17 protein-coding genes and 1 riboswitch are annotated in these 15,012 nt (G+C 42.0%); of the genes, 14 read left to right on the top strand and 3 right to left on the bottom strand.

What is annotated here, in order from left to right:
- The first annotated feature begins 62 nt into the window (after positions 1–62).
- From BMZ22_RS10735 to BMZ22_RS10700, 8 genes are all read left to right on the top strand, one after another.
- Positions 63–422, top strand: a complete 360-nt coding sequence (locus tag BMZ22_RS10735) for a PadR family transcriptional regulator (protein WP_090085364.1) — start codon at positions 63–65, stop codon at positions 420–422.
- On the top strand, positions 409–1,452 hold the full coding sequence (locus tag BMZ22_RS10730; RefSeq protein ID WP_090085361.1) for an HAAS signaling domain-containing protein: 1,044 nt from the start codon (positions 409–411) through the stop codon (positions 1,450–1,452). Before BMZ22_RS10735 ends, BMZ22_RS10730 begins: the two co-directional genes overlap by 14 nt.
- Positions 1,453–1,610: 158 nt before the next feature.
- Positions 1,611–1,913 (top strand): hypothetical protein, encoded by a 303-nt coding sequence (locus tag BMZ22_RS10725; protein ID WP_090085359.1) that lies wholly within the window; start codon positions 1,611–1,613, stop codon positions 1,911–1,913.
- A gap of 55 nt (positions 1,914–1,968) precedes the next feature.
- Entirely contained in the window at positions 1,969–2,265 is a 297-nt protein-coding gene (locus BMZ22_RS10720) for a TIGR04104 family putative zinc finger protein (RefSeq protein ID WP_090085357.1), read from the top strand.
- A gap of 193 nt (positions 2,266–2,458) precedes the next feature.
- Positions 2,459–2,824, top strand: coding sequence for a DUF3870 domain-containing protein (locus tag BMZ22_RS10715; RefSeq protein WP_425434281.1), 366 nt, complete (start codon positions 2,459–2,461; stop codon positions 2,822–2,824).
- Between the two features lie 144 nt (positions 2,825–2,968).
- Entirely contained in the window at positions 2,969–4,132 is a 1,164-nt protein-coding gene (locus BMZ22_RS10710; RefSeq protein WP_090085353.1) for a DUF819 family protein, read from the top strand.
- Between the two features lie 51 nt (positions 4,133–4,183).
- Positions 4,184–5,251 carry a dipeptide epimerase gene (locus BMZ22_RS10705; protein WP_090085351.1) on the top strand — a complete coding sequence of 356 codons (1,068 nt, stop codon included), beginning with the start codon at positions 4,184–4,186 and terminating at the stop codon, positions 5,249–5,251.
- A gap of 20 nt (positions 5,252–5,271) precedes the next feature.
- A complete protein-coding gene (locus BMZ22_RS10700; RefSeq protein WP_090085349.1) occupies positions 5,272–6,297 on the top strand; it encodes a C40 family peptidase in 1,026 nt (341 codons plus the stop codon).
- Between the two features lie 139 nt (positions 6,298–6,436).
- Here the strand turns inward: BMZ22_RS10700 and BMZ22_RS10695 are convergent, their stop codons facing one another.
- The 3 genes from BMZ22_RS10695 to BMZ22_RS10685 are packed head-to-tail and all read right to left on the bottom strand — an operon-like array spanning position 6,437 to position 8,433.
- Entirely contained in the window at positions 6,437–7,222 is a 786-nt protein-coding gene (locus tag BMZ22_RS10695; protein WP_090085345.1) for a hypothetical protein, read from the bottom strand.
- The gene (locus tag BMZ22_RS10690) at positions 7,215–8,096 is read right to left on the bottom strand and encodes an ATP-binding cassette domain-containing protein (RefSeq protein ID WP_090085343.1); all 882 of its coding nucleotides are present in this window, start codon (positions 8,094–8,096) and stop codon (positions 7,215–7,217) included. The genes BMZ22_RS10695 and BMZ22_RS10690 overlap by 8 nt, the downstream gene beginning before the upstream one ends.
- On the bottom strand, positions 8,086–8,433 hold the full coding sequence (locus BMZ22_RS10685) for a GntR family transcriptional regulator (protein ID WP_425434283.1): 348 nt from the start codon (positions 8,431–8,433) through the stop codon (positions 8,086–8,088). Before BMZ22_RS10685 ends, BMZ22_RS10690 begins: the two co-directional genes overlap by 11 nt.
- Positions 8,434–8,740: 307 nt before the next feature.
- Positions 8,741–8,847: riboswitch (TPP riboswitch) on the top strand.
- 88 nt (positions 8,848–8,935) lie between these two features.
- On the opposite strand from BMZ22_RS10685, the gene BMZ22_RS10680 reads away from it, so the two are divergent.
- The 6 genes from BMZ22_RS10680 (at position 8,936) to BMZ22_RS10655 (ending at position 14,776) form a co-directional block, all read left to right on the top strand.
- On the top strand, positions 8,936–9,529 hold the full coding sequence (locus tag BMZ22_RS10680; protein WP_090085338.1) for a YkoF family thiamine/hydroxymethylpyrimidine-binding protein: 594 nt from the start codon (positions 8,936–8,938) through the stop codon (positions 9,527–9,529).
- Between the two features lie 13 nt (positions 9,530–9,542).
- A complete protein-coding gene (locus BMZ22_RS10675; RefSeq protein WP_090085336.1) occupies positions 9,543–10,148 on the top strand; it encodes an ECF transporter S component in 606 nt (201 codons plus the stop codon).
- Entirely contained in the window at positions 10,135–11,721 is a 1,587-nt protein-coding gene (locus BMZ22_RS10670; protein WP_090085333.1) for an ABC transporter ATP-binding protein, read from the top strand. The genes BMZ22_RS10675 and BMZ22_RS10670 overlap by 14 nt, the downstream gene beginning before the upstream one ends.
- A 13-nt stretch (positions 11,722–11,734) precedes the next feature.
- Positions 11,735–12,487, top strand: coding sequence for an energy-coupling factor transporter transmembrane component T family protein (locus BMZ22_RS10665; protein WP_245745351.1), 753 nt, complete (start codon positions 11,735–11,737; stop codon positions 12,485–12,487).
- 174 nt (positions 12,488–12,661) lie between these two features.
- Entirely contained in the window at positions 12,662–13,594 is a 933-nt protein-coding gene (locus BMZ22_RS10660) for an aldo/keto reductase (RefSeq protein ID WP_090085329.1), read from the top strand.
- Positions 13,595–13,789: 195 nt separating this feature from the next.
- Positions 13,790–14,776: an acrylyl-CoA reductase family protein gene (locus tag BMZ22_RS10655; protein ID WP_090085514.1), complete on the top strand. Its 987-nt coding sequence runs from the start codon at positions 13,790–13,792 to the stop codon at positions 14,774–14,776.
- Positions 14,777–15,012 lie beyond the last annotated feature (236 nt).

Genomic DNA, 15,012 nt, shown 5'->3' with positions numbered 1-15,012 from the left:
ATTAATTTGTCATTTACAATAGTGTATGTCATACAGTATAATAACTTCAGGAGTTGGTTAATTTGAGCGATGCACATGAACACATAGACAAATTAATGCAGGAACTGAGGCGGGGAACCATTACAATTGGGGCTTTGAGCCAACTGTACGAACCCCAATATGGATATTCGCTTGTCACAACATTAAAAGAGAAAGGCATTCAGGTAGAACCGGGAACGTTGTATCCCCTCCTTAGAAGGCTTGAAAAGCAAGGTCTTTTGGACAGCAAATGGGATACGAATGAGTCACGACCAAGAAAGTATTACTTATTAAGTGATACTGGCAAAGAAGTATTGGATTTATTACGTGTGGAATGGCAAAGCATTGTCACAAGTATGAATAATGTTATGAATGGAAGAGGGGAATCAGATGGAGATGATTGAACGGTATATTTATGCGGTCACCAAAAGGCTGCCAGAAGCCCAAAGAGACGATGTAGCAGAAGAACTTCGCGGTTTGATTGAAGATATGCTGGATGAGCGTCGCCAGAACAGGCATGTTACAGAGGCAGATGTGGAGGACGTATTGCTGGGACTAGGCCATCCAAGGAATCTGGCACGAAAATACAGAGGGAATAATAAGTATCTAATCGGCCCGGAACTGTATGATTTGTATATATTGGTGCTGAAAATAGGTTTGATTTCTGTTGTAATAGGATTTTCTGCTGTTTTTGTAATTCAAGTTATTTTAAACCCGGTTAATATATTGGATTATTTTATTAACTACATTGTTTCTTATTTCACGACCATTATTCCAATGGTTATCGGCTGGACGACATTTGGTTTTGCGTTCGTGGAATATTTCAGCGCAGGGAAGTTAGAAAAAATCAACATAGACAAAGAATGGAAACCGTCTGATTTGGCACCGATCCCCGACCAGGGAAGGCAAATTAAACGAAGTGAGACGATTATAGGGATTACATTTTATGTGCTAATCATAATGTTTCTGGCCTTTTCGAGTGATTATTTTGGGATCTGGATCTTCCAAAATGGAGACTTTTCCGGCGTGGTTCCTTTCTTAAATCAAGAAATATATAGTGCAATTCTGTTATTGGTTCTAATCGTTTTCGGATTTGGAATTGTTAAGGAATGTTTGAAGTTTAAATATGGAAAGTGGACTGTTTCACTTGTCGTGATTACCTCTATTGTTAACCTGATTTCGATAACATTGATTCTATTTATGATTACAAGTACGCAGTTTTGGAATCCGGATTTTATGAGCGAACTTGTGCAACATGGCATTGTAAACGAAGGTAGCGAGGGATACGAAGTCGTACGCCAAATTTGGGAACAAATGACACTTTGGATATTGGTTCTGTTAATAATTGGTTTAGTCTGGGATATAATTGCCGGATTTATAAAGGTTCGTAAGGCTAAGTTAAAAACCAAAAAACACTCAAAGATTTTGGGGTAGTCTTTAATGTTTTAAACTTATATCCAGTACCATTTGCGCAGATTTTTACAAAAATTAGGCTGTAAATATTTTCTGAATAATAGTACAATGAAGTCGGGGAGAATGATGAATTCACCAACCAGGGAATATTATTTTCTAAAATGGGGTGGGTTTGGTTGATGGGTATGATTGGTGTATTGGTACTTCCATTTTTTGTATATGCTCTTGTAATGGCTTTTAAATTTTCAAGAAGTAATCTCTCAAAAGATAAAAAAGAACAAATATTAGCTTATTCATCTAAATACGCACTTGGTGTATTTCCACTCGGATGGCTTATTCTCCAACTATATCACGATTTTATTGCAAGCATTCCGTATGATATTTACATGGATGCAATGTGGATATTAGTATTATTGCTATTCACTATACAAGGGTTTGCCATCAATTATTATAAAAAACAAACGGAAGCGAATCAGGGATAGCTACTGTTCTTATACATGTAGTGGCCATTCTGGAAGAATAGAAGGGAGAAGAAGTATGGCTTTGCCTGTATGTTGGTCATGTAATTATATTTTTAAATGGAGAGAAGTGTTATTTATAATTGATGGCCGGAAGAAATGTCCCAATTGTGGGGAAAGACAATACATTACAACACAAAGTAATCGCGAGTCGGGTCTCTATGGTGTTGTGCTGCCAGTGATTCCTTTTGTACTGAATGTGTTCGGATTATCCTGGATTTTAACTGGGTCGATTGCTTTTCTTGCGATGATGATTTATTTATCAGTTATCCCGTTTAAATTACAATTTACCAACTACAGAGAGCCATTATTTTAAGGCCAATAAGAAGCCTTATATCAATCTAGTCCATTTTATTTTTGAAAAAAGGTAAGTCTAATACAATGAAAATTAAGTCTTGAAAATACTTAATTTTTATTAAATTACACCTTGACAATCATATTACAATACTCTATTATTTTAAGTGACTTAGAAAGCGCATACATTCTGCTATGGCTCTCACTTTTTCCGAGTGAGCTCCCTTGCGGAAGATGTAGGAGAATTTTTGGAGTTGAATGCTGTGTATCATCAAGAAACTGTTTACGTTATCGGAGAGGCAAAATCTCCGTCCAGTAATCCCATAACCAAACAGTTTGAGACTTTTTTTGTTGGTTTTGTCATCGATAAAACGAATGGAAGGATCATTGATGCAGAGTGTACAGCCATTATTGATCTCACAAAAAAATTTGTACAATCATTGTTTGTTGATCAGTATATAACTGACAGTGAGCGGATACATGAAATCATAACAAACCGTTATTTAGGATCTTCACAGAAAGCACTGCTTGTTGCTTATAGGCATGCTTTGAAAAAATTTGAAGAAACGTTTAATGAATAAGGATTAACTTAAACTGCTTTATCTATCAATAAGTAGATAAAACCCAGTTGACCAGGAATTTATTCTGTCAGCTGGGTTTTTCTGCTTTTATTAGGGTTGGTGACATAAGGTTCAGTAACAATACCATGGGGAAGGGGAGCTTTCATGATTCAAGATGGATTTTTATACTTGGGGTTGATGATTGGCATAGCCGGGCTTATCGCATATATTGAAAAAAGTTCGGACAGCAAGCTGTTTAAATACGTACCTGGGATAGTTTTAATTTACATTGTTGGAGCAATTTTAAAAACAACTGGGGTCATTGGTGATACGGAAGCGATTGATAATACATATGGTACAATTCGGGACGCAATTTTACCCGCTTTGATTTTGTTGATGCTACTGAACTGTGACCTGAGAAAGCTGGTCAAACTAGGCCCTAAAATGCTGATTGGTTATTTTACGGCAGTGCTGAGTATTATCATCGGTTTTACAGTGGTTTACCTTCTGTTCCAGTCTTTTTATGCACCTGAAACGTGGCAAGCATTTGGTGCATTGGCGGGAAGCTGGACAGGCGGGTCTGCCAATATGGTGATTATCCAGGGTATTCTGGAAGTTCCGGAAAATATATTCGGTTATGCACTCGTGATGGATACGATTAACTATTCAACATGGGTTATGATTATGTTCTGGCTTGTGCCGTTTGCGGCTGTGTTTAACCGTTGGGCAAAAGCGAATACATCACATCTCGATGAAGTCAGAATGGAACTGATGGAAGAACAGGAAAATAATAATGAAAATACATCGTTTGTCCATTTGATGGGTTTGTTTTCGATTGGGATTTTTGGTTCCGCGGTGGCAACAAAAATTGGGGGCTTATTGCCGACATATGGCGATATCGTCAGTGCTCTGACATGGACAATCTTTATTGTGTCGGTTGTCGGTGTATTGCTTGCCATGACACGTGTGTCCAAAATTCCTGGTTCCTTGGATGTGGCCAATGTTCTGTTGTATGTGGTAATTGCATTGATTGCGTCCCGTGCGGATTTCACACAGCTGTTTCAGGCGCCGATATACATTCTTTCAGGGTTTGTAATCCTGTTTATCCATGCATTGTTCATGGGACTGGCGGCCAAAATCTTCAAGCTTGATTTGTTCACGCTTGGGGTATCCAGCCTGGCAAATATTGGGGGCATGGCTTCAGCGCCACTGCTTGCCGGTACCTATAACCGTGCATTGATTCCAATTGGAGTCGTAATGGCCCTGGCTGGATCATTTCTTGGAACCTATTTTGGTTTACTGACAGCACAAATTTTATCGATGCTCTAAGATAGGTTGGGACAGAGGGTCTGACCCCTTGTCCCAAGAGGGGGTTGTTTTTTGGAAATTACTGAAGTCCACACAAATAAGAAAACTATACCATTAGGAAAAGTATTTAAAACGTCGTTGAGAGAGGTTACTGAAATTGAAGTGATTAATATAGAGATTCAATTGGAAAATGGTGTTTTTGGAATTGGGTCTGCTGCGTCCACTTGGCAGATTACGGGTGAATCACTCGCCAGTATTCAAGCAGCCATTGAGGGACCTATAAAACAAGTCATTCTCCATCACCATATTGAGGAACTGGAAGATATTTTAACAAACGTAGTGACAAGCTGTGCCGGCAATACAAGTGCCAAGGCTGCGGTTGATATTGCGCTCCACGATGCTTATTGCAAGTATTACGGTTTGCCGCTGTATCAGTATCTTGGTGGCGGATCAGTGTGCCCTGAAACTGATATAACAATAAGTATAGATGAGCCGGAAGTTATGGGACAGGATGCAATAGAAAGGCTCAGACAAGGCTATAACACGCTGAAGATTAAAGTGGGTAATGACGAACGATTGGATATCAGCCGGATCGAGAAAATACGGGAAACGGTAGGTGATAAGGCAGCGTTGCGTCTAGATGCCAATCAAGGATGGGACCGAAAGCAGGCTGTTAAAATCATTCGCTATTTGGAGAAAGAAAATCTGATGGTGGAATTGGTTGAACAGCCAGTGGCGGCACATGACTTCGAAGGGCTGAAATATGTTCGTCACAATGTTGATACGCCAATTATGGCCGATGAAAGTCTTTTTTCTCCGTTTGATGCGTTTCGATTGATTAAGATGGAGGCTGTTGATTTATTGAATATTAAACTGATGAAAAGCGGTGGGATTCGCCAGGCTAGACAAATTGCCGATACAGCGCAGAGCGCAGGCATTGAATGTATGATTGGCAGCATGATGGAATCATCTTTATCTGTTACCGCAGCGGCTCACCTTGCTTTTTCTCATAATAACATTACGCATTTCGATTTGGATGCGCCACTTTGGCTTAAGCAGGAGCCAGTAGAAGGGGGAATGCAATACGATGGGAAAACAGTAATACTGTCGGAGGGCCCTGGACTTGGATTTATAAACTAATTTTGCGGAGGTGCCTTTGAATGCTTGAAAAATATCGCTCAGTTTTGAAGTATGCACTAATTGTTGTTCTTGTTGCAAGTACGTTCGCCCCCGTTACAACTAACGCACATCCAAAAGGCAAGGATACCGATTCAAAGACGGATTTTATTGACGTAGCTGTAGCAACGCTGTGGTCAGAACCTGATATGAATCGTACTATCGATAGGCCTTCAACTACAAATCCGGTCGATATGTGGGAATGGACGACACGTATGTCGTTAGATCAAAAGCTATGGCTGGTGGGTAATCTTCAAACACAGGCGTTATATGGACAAAAAGTAACGATTTTAGAAGAACAAGGAGAGTGGGTGAAAGTTGCCGTACATGGACAACCGACACCTAAGAATGAAATCGGTTATCCAGCTTGGATGCCAAAAACTCAATTGGCGAATAATAAAAGATTTGAGCATGTAAATCACCATTCATTCGCACTTGTTACAGAGCCGACAACATGGCTTTATGGAAATGCTTCCTTGGAAAAAGAGTTTAAAGAAATCAGTTTCAATACCCGTTTACCTGTCATCAATCAAAAAACAGATGCCATCCTGGTAGCGACGCCAAGCGACGGAAACAAATGGATCAGTGCTGAAGATGTTTCCATTTATGACTCAGAAAGTGACATTCCTGAGCCGACTGGGGACGACCTTGTAAAATCGGCTAAGAAATTCTTGGGACTACCTTACCTTTGGGCAGGTGCTTCCGGTTTTGGTTTCGATTGTTCCGGGTTTACCCATACAATCTATAAGGCAAATGGAATCACAATTCCACGTGATTCATCTGTTCAGGCGACGCACGGAACTCCGGTAGAAAGAGAGAATCTGGAAAAAGGAGACTTGCTTTTTTTCGCCTATAATGAGGGTGAAGGTTCCGTTCATCACGTCGCCATGTATATTGGTAATGGAAAAATGATCCATTCACCAAACTCCAGCAGTACGGTCGAAATAATCGAGCTTGCCGATTCAGCATATGAAATTGAATATGCCGGTGCAAGGCGATATATTGATTAAATAGTATACTATAAGGCGGTCGGCATCCAAATTTTGTTAATTGATTGATTTGACGCTGTCTAGTAAAATTTGAAAAATAATGCCCCATGGACTTGTTGTCGTCCATGAGGCATTATTTATGTCTGTACGGTTATTCTGCTTACATTTTAATGGGCGTGTGCCGGATGGCTAGGCGGATCAGAACAAGCATAACACCAATCATTATAAGATTGTATAAAAATGACACATAAAACGGTAAGCTTATAGAGCTGAAAGGCAACCAATTAGACAAGGGTTCTCCCAGTTCTATTCCCCAAATCAAGTCACCGGTTACCATGAATAAAAGTGACAGGACAATAAAGCCTAATCCGATAACCCAGCCAAACCGGTAAAACCCGGAACCTATGAGCCATCCCGCAGCAAAATAGGTAAGAACGTTCAACGAAAACAAAAACAAGGAAGCAACCCAGTTAGTCCCATGTAGAAGCACCGATGATTGAAATATTATGTCCGGCAATTCAACACTGATGCTGTTGCTGGTAATATCGACAGCTGAGAGTGAACGTTCCAACACATCCTGAGTTCCCGTCATTTCTATCATCACGTATTCAATTCCCGTTACTGCTGCTGCGATTACAGCAATTGCAAGCGCAACGCCAATTGCAGCGATAAAAGCCCCTTTGAAATAATCTTTTCGTGTCACGCCATGGTGAGCAAAATGGGTTAAAAATCCATATGTTGAGATGATACCGATAACAAGCATGTAAATCTTGGCAGAACCATGTGAAAAGAATAAAAAGTCTCCAATTGAATCATTTATATTTACAGCCAAAACAACCATCATGATGTGAACGGCTAATAGTGATCCGAGAAAATACAGAGACCATACCATTTGCATGGTAAACATATCAAATGCGACTTTTGGAAAGAATGTTTTCTTATTCATACCGGGCCTCCTCGCTTGTCAGATAAATGAACAAATCCTGCAAAGAAATTGGACCGACTTCGAGCCCCTTTCGCTGAGCTTCCGTCCGGCGTGCATCAGCTAACTCACCATAAACCATTACGGCTTTCGTGTTGCCCAATTCCTGTTCATTCAGCTTTGTCATACCTGTGACAAATGCGTCAACTTCTTCGGCGGCACCAGTAATGGACGCCCCTTTGGAAACGAGCGTTTCATAATCCTCGTGAAGGATTATTCTGCCTTGGTCAAGTATAATGACATCATCAAATAAATAGTCCATTTCGGATACCAGATGGGTTGATAGAATTATAGTACGTGGGTGAGATGCCTGATCTTCAAGCAATTCTCTATAAAAGATTTCCCGTGCAGGTGCATCCATCCCCAGATACGTTTCGTCGAAAATGGTAAGGGGCGTACGGCTGGCTAATCCCAGCGTCACCTCAAAAGCTGACTGCATGCCTCTTGACAGTTTTTTGATTGGTTTTTTCAAAGGTAGCTTAAAACGATCGGCCAGGTAATGTGCATAGTCACGATCAAAATATGGACGGTAGCGTTCAGCGCTATTAAGCATGTCTTTTATATTTTCCGTTAATTCACTGTAGTCCGCTTCGTAATGGAAAGCAATGTGCTGCATGACAGCTGCGTTTTCAAACGGATCTTCCCCATCAATTTGTATTGAACCTTTTTTAACCTTCCGAAAAGTTGCCAGTAACGTAAGAAGCGACGTCTTTCCGGCACCGTTTCTTCCCAGCAATCCATAAATCCTGCCACTTTCCAGATTCAATGAAATATCGTTTAACGCTGTAAATTGCCTATAATACAGTGACAGATTTTTTATTTCGATATCAAACGTCATAATGGTCACTTCCTTTTACATGTTTAATGAATGCGATGATTTCGCTTTCGGATATTTCCAATTTGTCAGCTTCCCGGACAAGTTTGAGAACGTAATCATCTATAAAGGCTTCTTTCCGCGATTGAATCAATTTTTGTTTTGCGCCATCAGCAACAAACATGCCGACTCCCCGTTTTTTGTATAAAATGCCTTCCTCAACGAGCTGTGTTATTCCCTTAGAAACCGTTACGTGATTGATTTTATAAAAATTGACCAATTGATTTGTTGAAGGCGCCTGATCACCTTCCTTGAGCTGGTTATTTAAAATCTGGTCTTCTATTTCTTCACGTACCTGCATGAAAATAGGCTTGTTGTCATCAAATGGTTTAGCCAACGTGTATTCACCACCTCACCAGTTTTAACGTGGCACGGTTATATAGTTATGTATATAAGCATAATGGTTAAATAATAATTCGTCAATAGGTATAAGTTCGATCTGATATTGTCTTTGGTTTTACATCCTACAGGGAGTCATTGTTTTAAAGCCAATAACAGATAAATTGGTTTTTTCAAGGTTGAAACTGCTCATAAATAGGATGTAACCCAAGGCCTTTACAAAATTCACAATATTATTTATGATGAAGATACAAGAAAACTGCATAACCGATAAGCACTAGGGGGGCTGCCGAAAAGGTGGCTGAGAGGATTTTGTATCTGACCCTTTGAACCCGAACTGGATAATACCAGCGTGGGGAAGTGCAGTGCACGATACGAATTTAACTAAACTAAACGTGTGAACTGCATTCCCGAGGGAGTGCAGTTTTTTTGTGATAAAAATCGATGGAGGAGGAGAAAGAAATATGCCTGATAATAGTTGTGGCAACAGCAGAATCGCGGGGTGTCAATTCACGTTGTATCCGATGAGCGACAGATTCGTGGATATTATTCTCGGTGCACTGGAAGAAGTCGATACCTCAAAGGTGTGGAAGGAAACGGATGATGTGAGTACTTGTGTACGTGGGAAAATGGTGCATGTATTTGATGTGAGTAAAGCTCTTTTTCTGCATGCGGCAAAGACGGGCGAGCATGTGGCGATGAGCGGGACATTTTCAATCGGTTGTCCGGGAGATACGGAAGCGGATGCCTATATGGATGAAACGGATGCACCGCTTAATGAACAAAGGTCGAACGAAATATCCCAGGAAGCAGGGTGCAAATTCGCTTTGTATCCGATGGGGCGTGACGATTATATGAATGCAATCTATGAGCAGATTGATCTTTCCAAGCATCGTAAGGTAAAGGTGAGCGGCACTCATTACGCAACAAGACTTGATGGGGATGTGTCAGATATTTTTAGTGCCCTGCAAGCGTCTTTCACCAGTGTGCAAGAGAAAGTATCTCACGTGACGATGACATTTACCATTTCGGCAAACAGTCCATCAAATAAGGCATAAAGGAGGAGGGTTCGTGACCAAGCAATGGAAATTGAAAGAAATTGTACTAATGTCTGTCCTGGGCGTTGTCTTTGGGGTTATTTATTTACTGTTTTTCCTGGTTGGCGAGGGTCTTCGTAATATTCTCGTGCCATTTGGACTGGCACCATTAGGCTATGAGGTTATCTATGGTGTATGGTTCATTGTCTCGATTATGGCGGCCTATATTCTGCGTAAACCCGGAGCCGCCTTTACTGCTGAATTCATTGCAGGGGTGGTTGAAGTTCTGCTTGGCACGGCAGCAGGTCCCGGACTGCTTTTATCAGCAGCCATTCAGGGAGCGGGGGCAGAGCTGGTATTCGCAATCACCAAATGGAAGGATTACCGGCTGCGGATCCTTATTCTAGCTGGTGTATCCACTGCCATAATCAGTTTTGCCTGGCATCTCTATTTTGCCGGTATGATTGCTCTTGCGCCATGGCTTCTGGCCTCCGCATTAAGCGTCCGGATCATCAGTGCGGCGCTCATCTCGGGAGTCTTTGGGAAATGGCTTAGTGATCAGCTGGCAAAAACCGGCGTCCTCCGCGGCTATGCTTTAGGAAAAGAATTACAAAGGAAGCAAAAACATGACACAGCTTAATCGACGCCAACAGGCACTCCTTGAGGTGAAGGATTTTTCCTTTTGGTATGAAGAAAACATTGCGCCATTATTTCAACACTTGAATGTCACCTTGAACCAGAATGAGGTCACACTCTTGATGGGGGCAAGCGGTACCGGCAAAAGCAGCCTGGCTCTCTGCTTGAATGGATTGTATCCGGAAGCTGTTGAAGGCATAGCTTCCGGGGAAATCGTGTATAACGGGAAAAATATTATGGAATTTGAAAAAGGCGAGCTCACACAAGAAATTGGCATCGTTTTTCAAGACCCGGATAGTCAGTTCTGCATGATAACAGTAGAGGATGAGTTGGCCTTCACTCTGGAAAATATAAAAGTCCCCGCTCTTGAAATCCATGCGCGAATCAAAAAGATATTGAAAGCAGTGGGGATGGAAGGTTTTGAGCAACATAAAATCCACGAGCTCTCAGGCGGACAAAAGCAGAAAATCGCGCTCGCTGCGGTGCTTCTGCTAAAACCGGAAATGCTGATTCTCGATGAACCGACGGCGAATTTGGATCCGGTATCGAGCCTGGAATTTATACAGCTGGTGGAAAAGATTCAAAAAGACCACCAGATCTCTGTCCTTATTATTGAGCACCAGGCTGATGATTGGCTCGAGCTGATCGACCGGGTGCTGGTGATCAGCCGGGATGGTCGTTTGGCGGCAGATGATGTACCAATGCAATTATTTACGAAACAGAAGCAGCTGTTAGAACAGGAAGGCGTATTTTTGCCGGGTGACTATTCGAGCCAGCCCACGTTACGGGAGCGGTGGATACAAACAGAACCATCACGGAAACGTATTCTTTCCATCCGCAGTCTGTCTTTTTCTTATCGTAATCATGAAATACTAAGGAAAGTAACTTTCGATGTCTTTGCCGGGGAGTTTTTGGTCATAGCAGGAGAGAACGGTGCAGGAAAATCCACGATGCTTCAGTTGATGGCTGGTCTTCTGTCCCCCAAAGCAGGCAACGTTTGCTTGTTTGACCGTCCGCTTGCTAAATGGAAAGAAAAGGCACTACGAAAGAGGATAGGGTTTGTTTTTCAAAATCCTGAGCACCAGTTTATCACTGATACCGTTTATGATGAATTGACCTTTGGTATGAAACTTAATGGTGTATCGGATCAAGAAATGGAGAAAGCGGCGGCTGACTTGATGGAGCAATTCCATTTGACACCGTATCGACTTAATAATCCTTTTTCCTTAAGCGGTGGCCAAAAGCGCAGGCTCAGTGTAGCGACGGTTCTTGATGAGACACCGGATATTTTGTTGTTCGATGAGCCGACATTTGGCCAGGACGCCGGTACTACAAGTGAATTGATGGATTATGTGATGGACCTAAAGGCAAAGGGGACAGCAATTGTGTTTGTTACCCATGATATGAATATTGCCGACACTGCCGATAACATTGTCGTTCTCAAAAAGGGGAAGGTGGCATTTTCCGGAAGCCCTGATTCCCTTTGGAAACAGAAAGGGCTTCTATATGAAGCGAGGTTGCGGATGCCGGCAAGCGTACGAAAAGGTAAAGGTGAACTGCATGGTCTCATCCATTAACCCGTCCCTCAAGATGTTTACTGTGTTGATTCCCGGCATTGTCCTCGGATTAACTTATGATGTCTTTACACCGCTTGTGTATTTAATGTTTATCCTGGTTGTTACTTTTACGATGACCACGATTCCGTTGTTGCGTTGGCTGAAGTTTTTCAGCCCATTTCTTCTCATTGCGGCAGGTTTTGCATGGATGACCATGCTTTATACCAATCAGGCGTTCTCCGGCGGCGAGGTAATCTTTCGTTTATGGATGCTTGAGGTGACAACCGGGAGCCTTCAAACCGGGTTAAGCGTTGGTTTCAGGTCGCTTTGTTTTGGTGCGCTGTCTTTAATGTTTATTCTGACAACCGATTCGACGAAACTTATGCTGAGTCTTATGCAACAATGCAAACTTCCGCCGAAACTTACGTATGGCATCCTGGCCGGTTATCGGTTTCTGCCGATATTTCGGCATGAACTGAAAATTCTTCAACAGGCACACCGGATCCGCGGTGTTGCCAGAGCACGCGGTATCAAAGGAAGGGTGAATCAATTCCAGCGTTATGCCATCCCGCTTTTAGCTAATGGCATCCGTAAAGCCGAACGTGTCGCCATAGCAATGGAATCTAAAGGCTTCACCGGGGATCCTGATCGTACACATTATCATAAAATGATTGTCGGAAAGCGTGACTGGTTGTTTTTCACATTAATGATTGGCGCCTTAATCACAGTATTCGTGCTGTCGTATCATTTGGGTTACCTGGAAATATTCGGGAGGTCTTTTGGATGAATAGATCGGATGAGTTGACTTTTTAATTTGATGTAACTATGGTGATTACGTCAGGAGAATACACAAGGAAAAATCAGTAGCCGATTTACCGTTTTTTCAGAAGCAGAGTAAAACTAGACAATGACTACTATAGGAGATTAAAAGTATATATTTGATTGAATTGGAGGCAATAGATTGAAACAACAAACACAGCTTGGAAAATCAGGTATATATATCAATCCAATTGGACTTGGAACAAATGCAGTTGGAGGGCACAATCTTTATCCTGATTTAGATGAAGAAACAGGTAAAGAGCTTGTTCGCACAGCAGTTGAAAATGGTGTGAATTTTATCGATACAGCGTACCTGTATGGTCCCGGCAGATCAGAAGAATTAGTTGGAGAAGCAATTAAAGAAACCGGGAAAAGGAAGGACCTTATTCTTGCAACGAAAGGATCTGTGAAGTTTGTCGGCGAGGAAATGCAAAACGATAATACACCGTCCTTTTTAAAACAAGAAGTTGAAAATAGTTTGAAACGGATGCAAACGGACTATATCGACTTGTACTATATTCATTACCCGGATGGCGTTACCCCGGGATATGAGGCTGTGGGCGCTTTAAAAGAATTAAAAGATCAAGGAAAAATCAGAGCGATCGGTTTATCCAACTTTTCACCGGATCAGTTAAAGGAAGCGAACACCGATGGGTATGTCGATGTCTATCAAGGTGAATACAATTTAATTAACCGTTCAGCTGAAAAAGAATTATTGCCTTATACATCTGAACAAAACATTTCATTTATTCCATTCTTCCCGTTTGCATCCGGATTACTGGCAGGAAAATACAATAAAGACATGACATTTAACGATTTTCGTGCCGGCATGCCACACATGCAGGGTGAAGCATTTGAAAAGAATTTGGAAAAAGTGGCACAGCTTCGGGAGATTGCAAATGCAAAACAGGCTGAGACAGCACATATTGTTCTGGCTTGGTACTTAACGCGCGATTCGATTGATGCCGTTATTCCTGGTGCTAAGCGTGCAGAACAAGTACTTAACAATTTGAAAACATTAGATGTTCAATTAACGGCGGACGAGGTTGCGAAAATTGATGGTATCTTCCAATAAGTCGTTTCTCGTCATTTGCGGGTGAGAGGAAGTAGCGTGTCGCCAAATGAACAAATAGACCTCCCTGAGTTTAGCGGCCGGGAGGTCTATTTTTTAGTAAAACTCAGTTTTGACATGGGTCTGCAGGTTTTACATACAACCGCACAAGTTATATGCTACACATATAAGATTTTCGGAAAGGAGCCATTAGAAGTCATGGATACATTTAAAGCGCTTGTGCTCGACAAAAAGGGCGAGCAAACGAATTTGGATATTAAACAATTGCAAAAGGATGACCTGCCGGACGGTGATTTAACGATCCGCGTTGCGTATTCGAGTGTAAATTTCAAAGATGGCATGGTGGCCGTTAATAACCAGCTTGTTGAATCGTACCCGCTAGTCCCGGGGATCGATTTAGCTGGAACAGTGATGGGATCTCAGGATAACCGGTTTAAAGAAGGCGACGAAGTTATTGTGACAAGTTATGAATTGGGAACAGGTCATTGGGGCGGCTTCAGTGAAGTGGCACGCGTTCCTGCTGATTGGGCTGTACCTCTCCCGGAAGGCCTCTCTTTAAAAGAAGCAATGATTCTCGGAACTGCAGGATTCACAGCCGGATTATCTGTGCAGCGACTGGAAGATAACGGCTTGGAACGAGGACAAGGGTCTGTATTGGTCGCAGGTGCTACAGGCGGTGTAGGCAGTCTGGCGGTCAATATGCTAGCCAAGCGTGGTTATGACGTAACAGCCAGCACCGGTAAATCGGATGAAAAAGATTATTTAAAAAAGATCGGCGCAAGCGAAGTGGTTGATCGTCATGAAGTCGAGGATACCGAACAAAAACCGGTGCGCAGGAAACAATGGGCCGCTGCAGTTGACCCAGTGGGCGGCAAGACGCTTCAATATATTTTGAGCACATTAGATTACGGCGGCTCTGTCGCGACAAGCGGTTTAACCGGTGGCACAGATGTCGCAACTTCCGTCCTGCCGTTTATTTCACGAGGCATCAATTGGCTTGGTATTGATTCGGTCAAATGTCCGATGGAAAAACGTAGGGATGTGTGGCAGCTTCTGGCGGACGATTTTAAACCGGATATGCATGACGAATTGGTCAATGAGGTCACGTTGGAGGAACTGCCGGATGTCCTGAGAGATATTATGGAAAGCAAAGTGCGCGGCCGGACAATTGTCAAGCTGGGATAAATCGGCCTAATGGGTCCAGTCTTGGAAAATATATAAAATAAAGTAAACCTTAGGGGATGCAAATCGCAAGTGATTTAGTATCCTTTTTTTGATATTACAGTACTCAAGGCTATTTGGGGCCTTCACTCATTGTGTAACCTCCTAATATAGTTGAGGTATGTTTAGTATTTACCTTAAAGTAATCTTAATAAAAATGGCCAAAGTTATTTCAATGGATGATTTAAAATATTCAATGT

Origin of the sequence: Lentibacillus persicus (assembly GCF_900112705.1) — a bacterium.
GTDB classification, from domain to species: Bacteria; Bacillota; Bacilli; order Bacillales; family Amphibacillaceae; genus Lentibacillus; species Lentibacillus persicus.
The sequence above is the reverse complement of the archived record's forward strand: the minus strand, read 5'-3'. Positions and strand labels throughout refer to the sequence as shown.

Bases quoted from the DNA above. Each gene is read 5' to 3' on its own strand.
- BMZ22_RS10665 (WP_245745351.1), top strand. From the start codon at position 11,735: ATGTTTACTGTGTTGATTCCCGGCATTGTCCTCGGATTAACTTATGAT.
- BMZ22_RS10700 (WP_090085349.1), top strand. From the start codon at position 5,272: ATGCTTGAAAAATATCGCTCAGTTTTGAAGTATGCACTAATTGTTGTT.
- BMZ22_RS10720 (WP_090085357.1), top strand. From the start codon at position 1,969: ATGGCTTTGCCTGTATGTTGGTCATGTAATTATATTTTTAAATGGAGA.
- BMZ22_RS10725 (WP_090085359.1), top strand. From the start codon at position 1,611: ATGGGTATGATTGGTGTATTGGTACTTCCATTTTTTGTATATGCTCTT.
- BMZ22_RS10685 (WP_425434283.1), bottom strand. From the start codon at position 8,433: ATGCAGGTACGTGAAGAAATAGAAGACCAGATTTTAAATAACCAGCTC.
- BMZ22_RS10670 (WP_090085333.1), top strand. From the start codon at position 10,135: ATGACACAGCTTAATCGACGCCAACAGGCACTCCTTGAGGTGAAGGAT.
- BMZ22_RS10690 (WP_090085343.1), bottom strand. From the start codon at position 8,096: ATGACGTTTGATATCGAAATAAAAAATCTGTCACTGTATTATAGGCAA.
- BMZ22_RS10730 (WP_090085361.1), top strand. From the start codon at position 409: ATGGAGATGATTGAACGGTATATTTATGCGGTCACCAAAAGGCTGCCA.
- BMZ22_RS10680 (WP_090085338.1), top strand. From the start codon at position 8,936: ATGCCTGATAATAGTTGTGGCAACAGCAGAATCGCGGGGTGTCAATTC.
- BMZ22_RS10710 (WP_090085353.1), top strand. From the start codon at position 2,969: ATGATTCAAGATGGATTTTTATACTTGGGGTTGATGATTGGCATAGCC.
- BMZ22_RS10695 (WP_090085345.1), bottom strand. From the start codon at position 7,222: ATGAATAAGAAAACATTCTTTCCAAAAGTCGCATTTGATATGTTTACC.
- BMZ22_RS10655 (WP_090085514.1), top strand. From the start codon at position 13,790: ATGGATACATTTAAAGCGCTTGTGCTCGACAAAAAGGGCGAGCAAACG.